This is a genomic window from Streptomyces sp. NPDC036813, assembly GCF_055609245.1.
The window spans coordinates 337,418-353,552 of sequence record NZ_JBVJPV010000003.1 but is presented as its reverse complement, the minus strand read 5'-3'; the positions used below and the strand labels follow the sequence as shown (position 1 = coordinate 353,552).

The following is a 16,135-nucleotide window of genomic DNA, read 5'->3' as shown; positions in this document are numbered from 1 at the left end:
CGCGGCGAGATGGATATGCTGCCGAGTTGTTGTGCGGATCGGACGAGTACGCCCGAAGGGGGGCGGGCCGTTCGGTCCGACGAGAGCGAGGAGGCGTCCGGGCAGATGGAGACGACGAGTCGGGCAGTCGCACAGGCGCCGGCCGCGGAGGGTGGACAGCAGGTCCCCACCGCACGGCGCACGGTCGACGGCTACCTGCGCGCGCCCTTCCCGTGGTACGGCCTCGACGAGGCGTTCACCGGGCCGCGCTGGCTGATGCAGGTCGGTACGGCGGCCGACGGGGCCGTCGAGCACGGTTCGATCGGGCACGGTGACGAGCCCTCCGTGCGGGGCGAGACCGGTGCGGCCGGTGAGCCGCGCGAGAAGTTCGCCGTGGTGGTCACCGTCGCCGCGCACCCCTCCCGGCGCAGCGCCGACGGCACGGGGCTGCTGGAGGCGACGTCCGTCTCCTCGGCGGCATGGCTCGCCGGGGTCGGGCTGCTGTCGTTCACCTGGCCCGGGCAGATGGACCACACCCTGCGCGACGACTGGCTGGAGCAGCAGACGGAGACGGCCTGGGTGCTGGCCGACGACCTCGACGGCGAGGACTGGTCCACGCTGTCCCTGCCGGTGGACGGCGTGCCGACGCCGTTCCACTACCGGGAGTCCGAGTTCGGCTGGGTCCTCGCCGGCACCACCCAGCAGGGCGTGCACGTGGGCGCGTACGGCCGCGGCATGAGCGCGTACGGCCTCGGCTTCGCCATGATCAAGGACATCGCCACCTACGCGTGACCCTCCGGGGGTCTGCGGGGGTAGCCACCGGCACCCCTCTGCGCAAAGCGGCCCCTCCCGCCCGGCCGACACCGCGCACACGGGCCCGCAGGGCCCCTCACCCGCCCGCCGGCGCGCGCACGGGCCACGCGGCCCCTCCGCGCCCCGCCGGCCGACGGCGCGCTGTCTCGCCGACGGCGCGTGCACGGGCCGCGTGGCCCCTCCGCGCCTCGCCCGGCAGGCGGCGCGCTGTCTCGCCGACGGCGCGCGCACGGGCCGCGTGGCCCCTCCGCGCCTCGCCCGGCAAGCGGCGCGCTGTCTCGCCGACGGCGCTACGGCGGCGGCCGCACCACCCGCCGCTCCCCGCGGCCGGCGGCTGCGGCCGGCGTCGGCCGGCCCGGTGGCGCCAGCCGACCGTGCGGCGCACCAGGACGAGGAGCGGGGACTCGGCCGGCGCCCCGGCGGGGACCGTCCCCGGTACGGCGCGCCCCGCCGCTGCGGACCGTTCCCGGACGCTCACACTCCACGGGATTCCCGCGCGCCCATCGGCCGCGTGGTGCACCGGGACCATCGCGGGACTCGGGGCAGGTGCCCCGAGCCGGGGCCGTTCCCGGTGCTGGGCCGCGCCCCGCCGACGAGGACGCCGCGCGCCCCGGCGTCGTGGTCCCCGTGGTGGGCTCGCTCGCGTAAGGGTTCCCGCAGGACGTCGTGGCTGGGGTCGGGCATGGTGGAGGTGTGATCCTCGTGGCCGTCTCCTTCGCCGTGGCGGGAGCGGCGTGCAATGCCGTGGGGACGGCGTTCCAGCGCAAGGCGGCCTCGTCCGTGCCGAGCGGTGGAGGACTGCGGCTGCTGCTGGCCCTGGCGCGGCGTCCCGTCTGGCTGATCGGCATCGGCGGCGTGCTTGCGTCCGCCACCTGTCAGGCGCTCGCGCTGCTGAACGGGCCGATGGCGCTGGTGCAGCCCCTGTTCATCCTGGAGCTGCCGTTCGCCCTGCTGATCGCCGCCCGGCTGATGGGCCGCAGGATGCCGGCCGCGGGCTGGCGGGCGGTGGCCGCGGTGGTCGTCGGACTGGCCTTGATCCTGGCCTCCGCGGCGCCCTCCGGCGGCGGCAACGAGGCGCCGATGACCCGCTGGGTGCCCGTGCTCGTGCTGTGTCTGGGGCTCATGGGGACCGTCGTGGTCGTCGCCCGCCCGGGCCGCCCGCCCCTCTTCCGCGCCGCGGCGCTCGCGGCGGCGGCCGCCACCGGCAACGCCCTCACCGCGGCCCTGCTGAAGACCGCGAGCGACAGCTTCTCCGAGGGCGGCCTGCCGGTCTTCCTGAGTACCTGGCAGACGTACGGCTTCGCGCTGGTCGGAAGCGCTTCGCTGCTGCTTCTGGAGAACTCGCTGCAGGCCGGCTCGCTGGCCGCGTCCCAGCCCGCGCTGACGATCGGGGACGCCACGGTCAGCCTGGCGCTCGGCGTCACGCTGTTCGGCGAGCACATCCGCACCGGCTGGTGGCTGCTGCCCGAGGCGCTGGGCATCGGTTGCATCGTCTGGGGCGTCCTGCGGCTCACCCAGGTCGTGCCGAACGCGCAGCAGACACTCGTGGGCGACGACAGCCCGTAGAGGCCGCCGCCGCCCAGGTGAACGTCAGAACTTGTTGCGCGGCGTGATGCCCAGCGACAGACCCGACAGGCCCCGCTGGCGACCGCCCAGCTTGCCCGCGATGGCGCGCAGGGCCGAGCCCGCCGGGGAGTCCGGGTCGGACAGCACGACCGGCTTGCCCTCGTCGCCGCCCTCGCGCAGGCGGACGTCGATCGGGATGGACCCCAGCACCGGCACCGTCGTACCCGTCGTACGGGTGAGGCCGTCGGCGACCGTCTGGCCGCCGCCCGTGCCGAAGACGTCGACCATCTCGCCGCAGTGCGGGCAAGGCAGGCCGGACATGTTCTCGACGACGCCGACGATCTTCTGGTGGGTCTGCACCGCGATGGAACCGGCGCGCTCGGCGACCTCCGCCGCGGCCTGCTGCGGGGTCGTCACGACCAGGATCTCGGCGTTCGGGACCAGCTGCGCCACGGAGATCGCGATGTCACCGGTGCCTGGCGGGAGGTCCAGCAGGAGGACGTCGAGGTCGCCCCAGTAGACGTCCGCGAGGAACTGCTGGAGCGCGCGGTGCAGCATCGGGCCGCGCCACACGACGGGGGCGTTGCCCGGGGTGAACATGCCGATGGAGATGACCTTCACGCCGTTCGCCGACGGCGGCATGATCATGTTCTCGACCTGGGTGGGACGGCCGTCCGCGCCGAGCATGCGGGGCACGCTGTGGCCGTAGATGTCGGCGTCGACGACACCGACCTTCAGACCGTCGGCCGCCAGGGCAGCCGCCAGGTTCACCGTCACCGAGGACTTGCCGACGCCGCCCTTGCCCGAGGCGACCGCGTAGACGCGGGTGAGGCTGCCGGGCTTGGCGAAGGGCACCTCGCGCTCGGTCTGGCCGCCGCGCAGGGCCGCCGCCAGCTCCTTGCGCTGCTCGTCGCTCATCACGTCGAGCGTGACGTCGACGCGCGTGACGCCCTCGACGCGGGAGACCGCGTCCGTGACGCGCTGGGTGATGGTGTCGCGCATCGGACAGCCGGACACCGTCAGGTACACGGTGACCGCGACCGCACCGTCGGCGCCGATCTCCACCGATTTGACCATCCCGAGCTCGGTGATGGGCCGGTTGATCTCGGGGTCGTTCACCGTCGCCAGCGCTTCGCGCACCGCGTCTTCCGTAACCATAAGGACGATGGTACGGCCCGGTAGCCATCACCCGGGATGCCCGTCAGCGGTCGTCTACGTCACGTCCGTGCGGCCGTTCTGCCGGGAATACCACCGCCTCCGCGTGGTGGCCGTTCTGCCGGTGCTCCAGCTCCTTGATCACGTCCTGCAACTCGGAGCGGATCCAGTCGCGGGTGGCGACCTCGCCGAGGCCCATCCGCAGCGCCGCGATCTCCCGGGTCAGGTACTCCGTGTCGGCGATGGACCGCTCGTTCTGCTTACGGTCCTGTTCCAGATTGACCCGGTCGCGGTCGTCCTGCCGGTTCTGCGCGAGCAGGATCAGCGGCGCCGCGTAGGAGGCCTGCAGCGACAGCATCAGCGTCAGGAAGATGAACGGGTAGCGGTCGAAGCGCAGATGGACCGGCGCCGCCACGTTCCACACCACCCACAGGATGATGACGACGGTCATCCAGACGATGAACCGTCCTGTCCCCAGGAACCGGGCGATCCGCTCCGACAACCGTCCGAAGGCCTCCGGGTCCCATTCCGGCAGCAGCCGCCGCCGCGGCGGTCGCGGCTGGTCGAGCCGGGCGCGCGGGCGGCTGGTCGCGGTCGCCCCGGCGGGCATGCGGTCGCGGGTGGTGTCGCGGTCAGGTGCCATGTGCGTTCGCCCCCTCTCCCAGGTGGAACTCGGTCTCGCGCCAGTCCTCGGGCAGCATGTGGTCCAGGACGTCGTCCACGGTCACCACGCCCAGCAGTGACCCCGACTCGTCGACCACGGGCGCCGCGACCATGTCGTACGTGGCGAAGAACCCGGCGACGACGGGCAGCGCCGCGTCCGGCGCCAGTGGTTGCAGATCCTGGTCGAGCAGTGAGCTGACCAGGGTGTACGGCGGGTCGCGCAGGAGGCGCTGGAAGTGGACGGTGCCCAGGTACTTGCCGGTCGGCGTCTCGTCGGGCGGCCGGCACACGTACACCTGCGCGGCGAGCGCCGGGGACAGGTCGGGGTTGCGCACCCGGGCGAGCGCGTCGGCGACGGTGGCGTCGGGGCGCAGCACGATCGGCTCGGTGGTCATCAGTCCGCCGGCGGTGTGCTCCTCGTACGACATCAGGCGGCGCATCTCGGCCGCGTCGGCGGGCTGCATCAGGCTCAGCAGCCGCTCGGTGTCCGCCTCCGGCAGCTCGGAGAGCAGGTCGGCGGCGTCGTCGGGGTCCATGGCCTCCAGCACGTCGGCGGCGCGTTCCTCGGCGAGCTTGCCGAGGATCTCGATCTGGTCGTCCTCCGGCAGCTCCTCCAGCACGTCGGCGAGCCGGTCGTCGTCGAGGGCGGCGGCGACCTCGGAGCGTCGCTTGGGGGAGAGGTGGTGCAGCACGTTGGCGAGGTCGGCGGGCCGCAGCTGCTCGAAGGTGGCGAGCAGACTCTCGGCGCCCTGCCCGTGCTCCTCCAGGGAGAAGCCGGTGACCTGGGACCACTCGACGGTCAGCGTTTCGCCCTTGGCGCGGCGGAAGGCGCTGGACTTCTTGCCCTTGCGGACGAAGACGCGGTCGATCTCCCAGTCCCGGCGGGCCGGCAGCTGCTGCACCGACAGATCGAGCACGGTGACCTCCTCGCCGGTCTCGACGAGGGTGACGCGCTTGTCCAGCAGCTCGCCGAAGACGAGCCGCTCGGTGGGCCGCTGCTCGAAGCGGCGCACGTTGAGCACGCCGGTGGTGATGACCTGGCCGGACTCGACGCTGGTCACCCGGGTCATGGGCAGGAAGATGCGGCGCCGGGTCGCCAGCTCGACGACCAGGCCGAGCAGCCGCGGCGGACGGCGTCCCACGCGCAGCATGACGACCAGATCGCGCACGCGCCCCACCTGGTCGCCGGTCGGATCGAACACGGCGACGGCGGCGAGGTGCGAGACGAAGATCCGGGGGGCGCCCCCTGCCATGACCGGGGCCTCCTTTACATGGGTGCGTGACGGTATCAGTGAGTCTTTCCCCAATTGCCCGCTCAGTCGGGCTTCAGGCTAGCCCGTCCCGTTCGGATACGTCCCGGCGGACGGTCCGGACGGACTGGCTCCGCCCGGTGGGCCGAGCCCCGGTACGCTGCCGTACGCCGCTGTGGACCCCGACGGAAAGGCACCTGCTTCCGTGACTGCGACTGCCCTGGGCCTCACCCGCCGGAACGCGCTCGCCGGCGCGCTCACCGTGCTGGCCGTGACAGGGCTCGCGGCGTGCTCCGACGATCCGGACGCGAACACCAACGGGGTCGGCAAGCTGCCGGCCGCGCAGATCCAGAGCCGTACCCAGCAGGCCGCGGACTCCGTCGACGCCGTCCACCTCGCGGGGAACGTGGTGGCGGGCGGCCACACGTACAAGCTGGACATGCGCCTCAAGGGCGACGGCGGCACCGGCTCGGTCACCTCCGAGGCGGGCACCTTCCAGCTGCTGCGCGTGGACAAGCAGCTGTTCCTGAAGGCGGGCTCGGACTTCTGGGACCACGAGGACTCCAAGGGCGGGCCGAAGGTGGCGGACACCGCGGCCGCGGACAAGCTCGGCGGCAAGTACGTGAAGGTGCCGCAGCGCGACCCCGCGTACCAGCGGTTCAGCGGCTTCACGGACAAGGACGTCCTCCTCGACAGTGTCCTGACCCTGCACGGCGCGCTCGCCACGGACGGCCACCACGAACAGTCCGGCGTGCGCACCATCCGCATCACCGGCGACAAGGGCTCCGGCGGCACCCTCGACGTCTCCCTGGAAGGCAAGCCGTATCCCCTGCGCCTGGTCCGCGCGGGCGGCGCAGGCACCCTGGTCTTCTCGGAGTGGGGCAAGGACTTCGCCCTCAGCGAGCCGGCCAAGGGCGACACGGTGGACTACGGCAAGCAACTGCCGACGTCGTAGCTTTGAACGCGGGCCCGCAGGAGCGCCCCGAAAGGGGCGCGGGGAACTGCGCGCCCGGCCAGGACGGCGCTGCAGCCGCGAAACGACAGAACCAGGCACCCCAGCCGCGCAGCGCTACCGCTTACGCTTCTTGAAGAGCAACCGAGGCAATCCCGCCGGGACGGCTTCCCGCGTAGTCGCCGACGAGGCAACCGGCACCGCGGCCAGCGACCCGTCCGGCAACGGCAGCACGGAACCGGAAGGCTCGAGGCGGAGCACCTTGCACTCCCGCGCCCACCGCTCCGCCATCGCCTCACCGTCCGGCGCGTTGAGCCGCTTACCCTTCAGCTCGGCGACAGCCGCCTCCCACGCCTGTGACCCCGGCGCCAGCTCGACGACCTTCGCGGGGAAGCTCACCAGCCGACCGCCCTTGTCCTTGCTGCGGACGGTCACCTCGGCGGTGCCGCCCTCGGCGAGCCCGGTCAGCGGCTGCTCCCCGGGACCGTCGCCGACCAGGCACACCGCCCCCTCGTGCCACACATGCCACACCGCACGCGCGGCCGGGGCACCGGCGGCCTTGACCCAGATGAGGCCGGACTTCTTCGTGGCCTCCTCGACGAGGGCCTGGTCGAGCAGCTCGCTTGTCATGCGCCCAGCCTAACCAGCGCCTTTGCCGCGTCCGTCACAGCCAGCCGTTGCGCTTGAGCGTGCGGTGGATGCCCAGACAGATCACGCCCGTGATCGCCATGATCACCGGGTAGCCGTAGCGCCAGTGCAGCTCCGGCATGTACTGGAAGTTCATCCCGTACACCCCGCACACCATCGTCGGTACGGCGATGATCGCGGCCCACGAGGTGATCTTGCGCATGTCCTCGTTCTGCGCCACGGACGCCTGCGCGAGGTTGGCCTGCAGGATGGAGTTCAGCAGCTCGTCGAAGCCGACGACCTGTTCCTGGACGCGGGCGAGGTGGTCGGCGACGTCCCGGAAGTACTTCTGGATGTCGGGGTCGATGAGCCGCATCGGCCGCTCGCTCAGCAGCTGCATGGGACGCAGCAGCGGCGACACCGCCCGCTTGAACTCCAGGATCTCGCGCTTGAGTTGGTAGATCCGGCCGGCGTCCGTGCCGCGCGGGGTGCCCTTGCGGCCGGGTGAGAAGACGTCCGTCTCGACGGCGTCGATGTCGTCCTGGAGCGCGTCGGCGACCGCGATGTAACCGTCCACCACGTGGTCGGCGATCGCGTGCAGCACCGCCGAGGGGCCCTTGCCGAGCAGTTCGGGGTCGTCCTGGAGGCGGTGGCGCAGCGCGCGCAGGCTGCCCTGGCCGCCGTGCCGGACGGTGATGACGAAGTCCCGCCCGGTGAAGCACATCACCTCGCCGGTCTCGACGACCTCGCTGTTGGCGGTGAGTTCGGCGTGCTCGACGTAGTGGACCGTCTTGAAGACGGTGAACAGCGAGTCGTCGTACCGCTCCAGCTTGGGCCGCTGGTGGGCCTGCACCGCGTCCTCCACGGCCAGTGGGTGCAGCCCGAACTCCGTGGCGATACCGGCGAATTCGTCCTCGGTCGGCTCGTGCAGCCCGATCCACGCGAAGCCGCCGTCGCGCCGCACCTGGCGCATGGCCTCCTGCGGGGTGATCGGGTGGTCGCTGGGCAGCCGGGCGCCGTCGCGGTACACGGCGCAGTCGACGACGGCCGACGGGCGGGCGGGGCGGGGGGAGGTGTCGTAGCCGCCGGTCCTGGGCAGTTCCTTGCGCAGGGAGACACGGGAGGGGCGGACCACTGCGCGCAGGTCGCGGATCATCGACATGGGCGGGCTCCTTCGCATCGGGCAGCGAAGACCCCGTCACCCGCAGCGGGTGGAACTACCCGGAATGAGGACGTCCTGGGTGCGCATGTTTGGCACATCCACAAAGCGGGGAGCACCGCACCGTCGCGGTGGCGAGCTTCGCTGCTGATTCAGATCAGACAGATCAGGCAAAACGAAACGAAGTGCTCTTCCGAGTGAAGGCGTGAGCGCGAAAGGCGGCAGCAGGCCGGATCAGGGCAACCGCATCAGCGGCCGGAAGAGCGAGTGGTACTGCACGGTCGACTTCGATCCATGACAGCCCCACCTCCTCCGGTCGGTCCCTCGTAAGGGAGTTCCTTCGGCGTCGGGCTGGATGCGCGACGCTTCTGCGTGCTGCCCGACCGGCCAAGAGTATCAGCCGACCGGTGTGTCAAGGCGCCGCTTTGCCCGCTGCTGACGAGTTCTATGCTCGCGGCATGGCAGATGTTCTTCCTCTGGTCGAGGCCCGCCTGCGCACCGCGCTGGGTGAGCCGGACGCGCGCGCGGCGGTCACCTTCCTCGGCACGGAACGGATCGAGGTGCTGCGTTTCCACGAGGGGGACATCGTGCGCTACGCCACCCTCGGCATGTCCGCGCAGCCCATGACCGACCCCACCGCGATGCTCGCCGACCCCGTCAAGGGCCCACGCGCCGAGCTGGTGCTGTCGGTGCGCGCGGGTGTCACCGAGACCGACAAGGTGCTCCGCCCGCTCGCCGTGCTGGCCGCGTCCCCGCAGGTCGAGGGGTTGGTCGTGTCCCCGGGCGCGTCGCTGGACGTCGGCGAGCCGCTGTGGCCCGGCGCCCCCTTCACCTCCGTCCTCGTCGCCGAGCCCGGCGGCCTGGTGGAGGACCTGGAGCTGGACGACCCGATGGACCCGGTCCGCTTCCTGCCGTTGCTGCCGATGACTGCGAACGAGGCCGCCTGGAAGCGTGTGCACGGCGCCCAGGCCCTCCAGGAGAAGTGGCTGACGCAGGGAACGGACCTGCGGGATCCGTCCCGCAGGTCCGTCCCTCTGGAGTGACCGAGGGCGCCCCGGGGCAGTGACCGATGTCACCAACCCCCGAGCCGCTGAGGTCAGTTGGCGAAGACCGTGACGCCGTCCTCGGTGGCGTGCTTCGGCTCCAGCTCCTGCGCGTCGTGGGTGAGGGCGTTGCGCCGTACGAGGACCACGAGCGCGCCCAGAACCGCGGTGACCGCCGCCACCACGAACGGGATGTGGAGGTCGCTCCACTCCTCGATCTTCGGCGCCAGGTAGGGCGCGGCCGCCGCCGCGAACCACCGCACGAAGTTGTAGCCGGCGCTGGCCACCGGGCGCGGGGCGTCCGAGACGCCGAGGGCCAGCTCGGTGTAGACGGTGTTGTTCACGCCGATGAACGCGCCCGACAGGATCGTGCAGACGATCGCCGTGGTGTGGTCGCCGTAGCCGAGGACGGCCACGTCGGCCGCGAGCAGCACCAGCGAGCCGCCCAGCACCTTCAGCGAGCCGAACCGGGCCTGCATCCGTGGTGCCACGATCACCGAGAACACGGCCAGCAGCACGCCCCAGGCGAAGAAGACCGCGCCCGACTTGTACGGCGTCATGTTCAGCACGAACGGCGTGAAGGCCAGGACCGTGAAGAACGTGTAGTTGTAGAAGAACGCCGAGACGGCGGCGGAGGCGAGGCCGCCGTGGCCGAGCGCCTTGAGCGGGTCCAGGAGTGACGTCTTGCGGGCGGGCCTCGGCTGCTCCTTCAGGAACACCGTGATGCACAGGAAGCCCACCGCCATCAGGAACGCGGTGCCGAAGAACGGGTAGCGCCAGCTGGCGTCACCGAGCAGGGCGCCCAGCAGCGGGCCGCAGGCCATGCCGAGGCCGAGCGCCGACTCGTACAGCAGGATCGCCGCCGCGCTGCCGCCGGCGGCAGCGCCGACGATCACCGCGAGCGCGGTCGAGACGAAGAGGGCGTTGCCGAGGCCCCAGCCCGCGCGGAAGCCGACCAGCTGGCCGACCGAGCCGGAGGTGCCGGCCAGGCCGGCGAAGACCACGACCAGCGCGAGACCGGCCAGCAGCGTCTTGCGGCCGCCGATGCGGCTGGAGACGAAGCCGGTGACCAGCATGGCGATCGCGGTGATCAGGAAGTACGAGGTGAACAGCAGGGAGACCTGGCTCGGGGTGGCCCGCAGCCCCTGGGCGATGGAGGGCAGGATCGGGTCGACCAGTCCGATGCCCATGAAGGCGACGACGGACGCGCCCGCGGTCGCCCAGACCGCCTTGGGCTGCCGCAGGATGCCGCCGGCTCCCGCGTCGAAGGGGTCCATGTCTTCTCCAATCCCGGCGAGTGCCCGGCGAGAGATGGTTGCAATATGCATACAGTAAGTTAGGCGATCTAATTAATGCAAGTGACATCTAGTTTTGGCTGGTGGGGGCGGCGGGCGGGGGGAGTCCGGACGGGTGATCGTCCTTGACGTGGCGCGGTCGGGGTAGGACCGTGGAGCCCTATGAGGGGCGAACCCAGTTGCCCGAAGTGTGGTGGCCGGGTCAGGGCTCCCGGCCTCTTCGCCGATTCCTGGCAGTGCGATGTCCACGGGACGGTGTATCCGTTGCAGCCTGTGATCCCGCCCAGCGTCGAGGCCCTCAATGCGGTGGTGCGCCGCACCCAGGTGCCGGTGTGGATGCCGTGGCCGCTGCCGGTCGGCTGGCTGTTCACGGGTGTGGCCTGCGCCGGCGACGACCGCAGCGGCGGTCGCGCGACCGCGGTGGCGTGTACGGGTCCCGGTCCGCTCGGCGGCATGGGCGAGCTGATCCTCGTCGCCGAGGAGATGGGCGTGGGGCTCGGTGCGCGGTACGCCGGTCTGGAGGGGCCCGACCCGGGGCCGTATCTGAACGTCGAGAAACCCGCCGAGGTCAAGGTGCTGGCCGCCGGCCGGCCCACCCCGCTGTGGCACGTGTCCGGCGGACCGGCCGACCGGGCCACCTTCGCGGGGGAGGCGCTCGGGTTGTGGCTGTGGGCGGTGGTGTGGCCGGAGCAGTCGGGGCTGCTGATGTACGACGAGCTGGTGCTGGCGGATGTGCGGGAGGCGGGGGCGGAGGTCGAGCTGGTGCCCTGCGGGGCGCTGTCGCCGCGCTTGCTCAAACCGTAGGGCTTGGGGTGCGTGGTCCTCTGCGGGTGCGTCGCGGCCGCTCGCGCAGTTCCCCGCGCCCTTCGAGGGCGTTGTCGGCGCCCGGAATGTAAGAGACGCCGCCCGCTTCGGGGTGTGACATGCGGCAGCGGAATCCCGGTATGCTGAAGCGTCCCCTTCTGTGTCGGCACCGGCTGGAGTTCGCGTCGTGCGTATTGATCTGCACTGCCACTCCACCGCGTCCGACGGTACGGACACCCCGGCCGAGCTGGTGCGCAACGCCGCCGCGGCCGGTCTTGACGTCGTGGCGCTGACCGATCACGACACCACCCGTGGGTACGCCGAGGCGATCGCCGCGCTGCCCGAGGGGCTCACGCTGGTCACCGGCGCCGAGCTGTCCTGCCGTGTCGACGGCGTCTCGATGCACATGCTGGCCTACCTTTTCGACCCCGAGGAGCCGGAGCTGCTCGCCGAGCGCGAGCTGGTGCGGGACGACCGGGTGCCGCGGGCCCAGGGCATGGTCGCCAGGCTGAACGCGCTGGGCGTGCCGGTCACCTGGGAGCAGGTGGCCCGGATCGCCGGCGAGGGATCGGTCGGGCGGCCGCACGTGGCGACCGCGCTGGTCGAGCTGGGCGTCGTCCCCACCGTGAGCGACGCCTTCACCGCCGACTGGCTCGCCGACGGGGGCCGGGCGTACGTCGAGAAGCACGAGACCGACCCCTTCGAGGCCATCCGGCTGGTCAAGGGCGCGGGCGGGGTCACGGTCTTCGCGCACCCGGCCGCGAGCAAGCGCGGGCGGACCGTGCCGGAGTCCGCGATCGCCAAGATGGCGGCCGCCGGTCTCGACGGCATCGAGGTCGACCACATGGACCACGACGAGGAGACCCGGGCCCGGCTGCGCGGCCTGGCGAAGGACCTCGGCCTGCTGGTCACCGGCTCCTCCGACTACCACGGCAGCCGTAAGACGGTCGAGCTCGGGACGTACACCACCGACCCCGAGGTCTACGGCGAGATCACGCGGCGCGCGACCGGCGCGTTCCCGGTGCCCGGCGCCGGCGGAGCGTGAGCCGTCCGCTCACGCCCCCTCTCTCTTTCTCACTCTTCGCAAGGCTTGCACCACACTCATGTTCGACGTCGCTGTCTTCGGTTCTCTCTTTCTGACCCTTTTTGTCATCATGGATCCCCCCGGGATCACCCCGATCTTCATCGCGCTGACCGGCGGCCGGCCCGCACGGGTGCAGAAGCGGATGGCACTGCAGGCCGTCTGCGTGGCCGGCGGCGTGATCACCGTCTTCGGTCTGCTCGGCCACCAGATCCTGAACTACCTGCATGTCTCCGTGCCCGCGCTGATGATCGCGGGCGGCCTGCTCCTGCTGCTCATCGCGCTCGACCTGCTCACCGGCAAGACCGACGAGCCCAAGCAGACCAAGGACGTCAACGTCGCCCTGGTCCCGCTGGGCATGCCGCTGCTCGCCGGGCCCGGCGCGATCGTGTCGGTCATCCTGGCCGTGCAGAAGGCCGACAGTGTCTCCTCGCAGGTGTCGGTGTGGGCGGCGATCCTCGCCATCCACGTCGTGCTGTGGCTGGTGATGCGCTACTCGCTGCTGATCATCAAGGTCATCAAGGACGGCGGCGTGGTCCTGGTGACCCGGCTCGCCGGCATGATGCTCTCCGCCATCGCGGTGCAGCAGATCATCAACGGTGTCACCCAGGTGATCCGGGGCGGCTGACCCCGCCGTACGCGCGGGGCCGTACACGCAGCAGGGCCCCGCGCGGCGATGTGCCGTGCGGGGCCCTGAAGCTTCTTGTGGGGGAGCCGCCCTGTTATGAGGCCGTGGTGTCGGCCGGGCGGATCCACAGGCGCTGCCCGATGGCGGCGGCCTGCTGAACGATCCTGTTGACGGAGGCGGCGTCCACGACAGTCGTGTCCACGGGCGTACCGTCGACGTCGTCGAGTCGCATGATTTCGAAGCGCATGGTGGCTTCCCCCTTCGTCTGGTCATCCTCCTGGGGAGAACTACTGATCAGTGGACCACTGGGCGTCGGTGCCCGCGATCCGTACGTCTTAGTCAACCCGTTGCGTGTTACGAACATTCCCTACGCTAAAGAAATTTTTCGAACGACTAATTACTGACGAGTAAGACGTCCGTTGCGGGACCGAACGGGACCGGTTGTGTTCACAGCGTGACCAACAGGACAATGGAGACGATGAACGACGACCTGGCGGCCCTGGCCGCCCGCATCGACCGCACGAACGAGCTGCTGCAGCGCATGCTCGCCGAGGTGGCCAAGACGCCCTCCACCCATGCGATCTTCGTGGACGCGGGCTACCTCTACGCGGCCGCCGGACGCCTGGTCGCGGGCACCGAGGACCGCCGCGCCTTCGACCTCGACGCCGAAGGTCTCATCGAGGCGCTCATCGACCGCGCCCGCTCCGTCTTCGCCGACAGCCGCCTGCTGCGCGTCTACTGGTACGACGGCGCCCGGCGCCGTATCCACACCGCCGAGCAGCAGTCCATCGCGGAACTCCCCGACGTCAAGGTCCGCCTGGGCAACCTGAACGCCAACAACCAGCAAAAGGGCGTCGATTCGCTGATCCGCAGCGATCTGGAGTCCCTCGCCCGGCACCGCGCCATCAGTGACGCCGCCCTGCTCGGCGGCGACGAGGACCTGGTCTCGGCGGTCGAGGCGGCCCAGGGCTACGGAGCCCGGGTGCACCTGTGGGGCATCGAGGCACCCGAGGGCCGCAACCAGGCGGAACCCCTGCTGTGGGAGGTCGACAGCCAGCGCACCCTCGACCTCGACTTCTTCAAGCCGTACGTCTCCCGCCGCACCGCCGCCACCTACGAAGGCGCGCAGGCCGCCCGGCCCACCCGCGAGGACGTCCGCTTCGTCGGCGCGCAGATCGCGGCGAAGTGGTTCGCGGCGCGGGGACGCGAGGCCCTGGTGGAGCTGCTGCCCGGCCATCCCTATCTGCCGGGCTCGGTCGACCAGGACCTGCTCGTCGAGGCCGAGGGCCTGCTCCAGTACTCCCTGCGCGGCCAGGCGGACCTGCGGCGCGCCCTGCGGGACGGGTTCTGGGAGCATCTGCGGACGCAGTACTAGCCGCCCACGCCGGGGACCGTGTCCCAGAAGTCGGCGAGCGCCCGGGCCGTCGCCGCCGGCTGGTCGGCGTTGGGGGAGTGCTCGGCGCCCTCGATGACCGTGCGGCGGGCGTGCAGGCGTGCGGCCATGTCGTCCAGCAGCGGCACCGGCCAGGTGTCGTCGTGGGCACCGGACAGTACGTGGAACGGCAGCGGGAGGGCGGCCAGTTCGGCGACCCGGTCCGGTTCGGCGCACAACTGCCGTCCCGTGGCGAGCAGTTGCGCCGGCCGGGTGTTCAGCCAGCGCTGTCGCAGCTGCTCCGGGCTCACCGGGCCGCGCGCCGGGCCGCCGACCTCCTCCGGCGGGCCCATCGTCTGCATGACGTCCCACACCTCGGCCATCGTCATCACCGCCAGCGCGTCCCGCAGCAGCTTCACCCGCTGCTCCTGGGAGACGGAGATCTGCGCCGGACCCGAGGACATGAGGGTGAAGGAGCGGAACGGCGTGTGGTCGAGCAGTACGGCCGCCCGGCACAGCTGACCGCCGAGCGAGTGCCCGAGCAGATGCACCGGCTCCCCGAGGGCCGCCGCCTGCGCCAGCACGTCCCGCGCCAACTCGCCCTGGGCGTAGGCCGACTCGTCGTCCGCCGGGCCGCCGGACTCGTTCTGCCCGCGGCCGTCCACGGCGACCGTCCGGTACCCGCGCTCGGCGAGCGGCGCGTGCAGCAGCGCGAAGTCCTCCTTGCTGCCGGTGTATCCGGGCACCAGCAGCGCGACGCCCCGCTGAGCGACGCCGGGCGCCACGGGCATGTCGACGACGGCGAACTCCCCTCGCGGGATGCGAAGGGAGTAGGCGCGAGCACCGGGGGGCGGTGGGAAGGGGGCGGCGGGGGACGGGCGCTGGGGCCGGGGCTGGACTTCGGCGGACTCGGGCGAACGGGGATCGGTCACGAGCCGAGGATATGCATGACGGTGTGTCGTGCGTCTGCGGGTGGCCCGTGGCTGGTCGCGCAGTTGCCCGCGGCCCCGGGCCGGCGGCCCTGCGGTCGGCTTCGCACAGCCGGGGGGGACCCCGTAACGCCGGGCTGCGCAACCTCCGACGGTCACCCCTCACACCGGCGGCCCGGTCCACTCGAGGTGAACCGGGCCGCCGGGTTACGCGTTGGCGAGGGTCAGCTTTCGGCCGACTCCGGCGCCGCTGCCGTTGCCTTCCGCGTGCGGCGTGCCTTCGGCTTGGCCTCCGGCTCCGACTCCGCTGCGGTGGCCGCGGTCTTGCGGGTGCGGCGGACCGTCTTGGGCTTGGCGTCGGTCTCCGGCTCGGCGGTGGCCTGGGCCGGGATCTCGGCGGTCGCTTCGGTGGCCTTGCTCGCCGCGGTCTTGCGGGTGCGGCGGGCCTTGGGCTCGGCCTCCGTGCCCTCGGCCGTGTCGACGGCCGCCTCGGCGGTCGCCGCGGCCTTGCGGGTACGGCGCGGCTTGGCCTCGGCGGTCTCCGCCGTCACCGTCGCCTCCGGCTCCGCGGGAGCGGCGGCTGCCGTCTTGCGGGTGCGGCGCGCCTTCGGCTTGGCCTCGGTCGCTTCCGCCGTGTCGACGGCTGCCTCGGCGGCCGTCTCCGTGGCGGTCGTCCCCGTCGCGGCCGCGGTCTTGCGGGTGCGGCGCACGGTCTTGGGCTTGGCGTCGGTCTCCGGCTCGGCGGTGGCCTGGGCGGGGATCTCGGCGGTCGCCTCGGTGGCCTTGCTCGCCGCGGTCTTGCGGGTGCGGCGGGTCTTG

16 protein-coding genes and 1 pseudogene are annotated in these 16,135 nt (G+C 71.8%); 8 read left to right on the top strand and 9 right to left on the bottom strand.

The genetic code is table 11. The features are described 5' to 3' along the window. The first annotated feature begins 105 nt into the window (after nt 1-105). Both ACZ67Q_RS09150 and ACZ67Q_RS09145 read left to right on the top strand, forming a co-directional pair. A complete protein-coding gene (locus ACZ67Q_RS09150; RefSeq protein ID WP_471178459.1) occupies nt 106-771 on the top strand; it encodes a hypothetical protein in 666 nt (221 codons plus the stop codon). A 714-nt stretch (nt 772-1,485) separates the two neighbouring features. Beyond that, complete coding sequence (locus tag ACZ67Q_RS09145) at nt 1,486-2,358, top strand: DMT family transporter (protein WP_471178456.1); 873 nt, start codon at nt 1,486-1,488, stop codon at nt 2,356-2,358. Nucleotides 2,359-2,382: 24 nt separating this feature from the next. Here ACZ67Q_RS09145 and ACZ67Q_RS09140 read toward each other — a convergent pair whose 3' ends face one another. From ACZ67Q_RS09140 to ACZ67Q_RS09130, 3 genes are read right to left on the bottom strand one after another with little or no spacing between them, the layout of a single operon-like run. Beyond that, nucleotides 2,383-3,516 carry an Mrp/NBP35 family ATP-binding protein gene (locus ACZ67Q_RS09140; protein ID WP_471178453.1) on the bottom strand — a complete coding sequence of 378 codons (1,134 nt, stop codon included), beginning with the start codon at nt 3,514-3,516 and terminating at the stop codon, nt 2,383-2,385. Between the two features lie 43 nt (nt 3,517-3,559). Continuing rightward, entirely contained in the window at nt 3,560-4,156 is a 597-nt protein-coding gene (locus ACZ67Q_RS09135; protein WP_363262683.1) for a DUF1003 domain-containing protein, read from the bottom strand. Beyond that, nucleotides 4,146-5,429 (bottom strand): magnesium transporter MgtE N-terminal domain-containing protein, encoded by a 1,284-nt coding sequence (locus ACZ67Q_RS09130; RefSeq protein ID WP_471178451.1) that lies wholly within the window; start codon nt 5,427-5,429, stop codon nt 4,146-4,148. Before ACZ67Q_RS09130 ends, ACZ67Q_RS09135 begins: the two co-directional genes overlap by 11 nt. Before the next feature lie 202 nt (nt 5,430-5,631). Here ACZ67Q_RS09130 and ACZ67Q_RS09125 point away from each other — a divergent pair, with 202 nt between their 5' ends. Further along, nucleotides 5,632-6,381 carry a hypothetical protein gene (locus ACZ67Q_RS09125; protein WP_471178449.1) on the top strand — a complete coding sequence of 250 codons (750 nt, stop codon included), beginning with the start codon at nt 5,632-5,634 and terminating at the stop codon, nt 6,379-6,381. 114 nt (nt 6,382-6,495) lie between these two features. On the opposite strand, the gene ACZ67Q_RS09120 is transcribed toward ACZ67Q_RS09125, so the two are convergent. Both ACZ67Q_RS09120 and ACZ67Q_RS09115 read right to left on the bottom strand, forming a co-directional pair. Further along, on the bottom strand, nt 6,496-7,008 hold the full coding sequence (locus ACZ67Q_RS09120; RefSeq protein WP_471178446.1) for a hypothetical protein: 513 nt from the start codon (nt 7,006-7,008) through the stop codon (nt 6,496-6,498). Nucleotides 7,009-7,042: 34 nt separating this feature from the next. Continuing rightward, nucleotides 7,043-8,167 (bottom strand): magnesium and cobalt transport protein CorA, encoded by a 1,125-nt coding sequence (locus ACZ67Q_RS09115; RefSeq protein ID WP_471178443.1) that lies wholly within the window; start codon nt 8,165-8,167, stop codon nt 7,043-7,045. Nucleotides 8,168-8,622: 455 nt separating this feature from the next. Here ACZ67Q_RS09115 and ACZ67Q_RS09110 point away from each other — a divergent pair, with 455 nt between their 5' ends. After that, nucleotides 8,623-9,207, top strand: coding sequence for a suppressor of fused domain protein (locus ACZ67Q_RS09110; protein WP_471178440.1), 585 nt, complete (start codon nt 8,623-8,625; stop codon nt 9,205-9,207). A gap of 53 nt (nt 9,208-9,260) precedes the next feature. On the opposite strand, the gene ACZ67Q_RS09105 is transcribed toward ACZ67Q_RS09110, so the two are convergent. After that, on the bottom strand, nt 9,261-10,484 hold the full coding sequence (locus ACZ67Q_RS09105) for an MFS transporter (protein WP_471178438.1): 1,224 nt from the start codon (nt 10,482-10,484) through the stop codon (nt 9,261-9,263). Between the two features lie 180 nt (nt 10,485-10,664). Here ACZ67Q_RS09105 and ACZ67Q_RS09100 point away from each other — a divergent pair, with 180 nt between their 5' ends. From ACZ67Q_RS09100 to ACZ67Q_RS09090, 3 genes are all read left to right on the top strand, one after another. Then, complete coding sequence (locus ACZ67Q_RS09100) at nt 10,665-11,306, top strand: DUF6758 family protein (RefSeq protein ID WP_471178435.1); 642 nt, start codon at nt 10,665-10,667, stop codon at nt 11,304-11,306. Between the two features lie 187 nt (nt 11,307-11,493). Further along, nucleotides 11,494-12,351: a PHP domain-containing protein gene (locus tag ACZ67Q_RS09095; protein WP_471178432.1), complete on the top strand. Its 858-nt coding sequence runs from the start codon at nt 11,494-11,496 to the stop codon at nt 12,349-12,351. A 58-nt stretch (nt 12,352-12,409) separates the two neighbouring features. Further along, a complete protein-coding gene (locus ACZ67Q_RS09090; RefSeq protein ID WP_471178428.1) occupies nt 12,410-13,015 on the top strand; it encodes a MarC family protein in 606 nt (201 codons plus the stop codon). Between the two features lie 94 nt (nt 13,016-13,109). Here ACZ67Q_RS09090 and ACZ67Q_RS09085 read toward each other — a convergent pair whose 3' ends face one another. Further along, nucleotides 13,110-13,262 carry a hypothetical protein gene (locus tag ACZ67Q_RS09085; protein WP_155060754.1) on the bottom strand — a complete coding sequence of 51 codons (153 nt, stop codon included), beginning with the start codon at nt 13,260-13,262 and terminating at the stop codon, nt 13,110-13,112. Nucleotides 13,263-13,493: 231 nt separating this feature from the next. Here ACZ67Q_RS09085 and ACZ67Q_RS09080 point away from each other — a divergent pair, with 231 nt between their 5' ends. Further along, nucleotides 13,494-14,390, top strand: a complete 897-nt coding sequence (locus ACZ67Q_RS09080) for an NYN domain-containing protein (RefSeq protein WP_471178947.1) — start codon at nt 13,494-13,496, stop codon at nt 14,388-14,390. Here the strand turns inward: ACZ67Q_RS09080 and ACZ67Q_RS09075 are convergent. Further along, on the bottom strand, nt 14,387-15,208 hold the full coding sequence (locus ACZ67Q_RS09075; RefSeq protein ID WP_471178944.1) for an alpha/beta fold hydrolase: 822 nt from the start codon (nt 15,206-15,208) through the stop codon (nt 14,387-14,389). The two genes, ACZ67Q_RS09080 and ACZ67Q_RS09075, sit on opposite strands and share 4 nt — an antisense overlap. Nucleotides 15,209-15,540: 332 nt before the next feature. Next, nucleotides 15,541-16,135, bottom strand: a pseudogene (locus ACZ67Q_RS09070) (DEAD/DEAH box helicase); the annotation flags it as partial.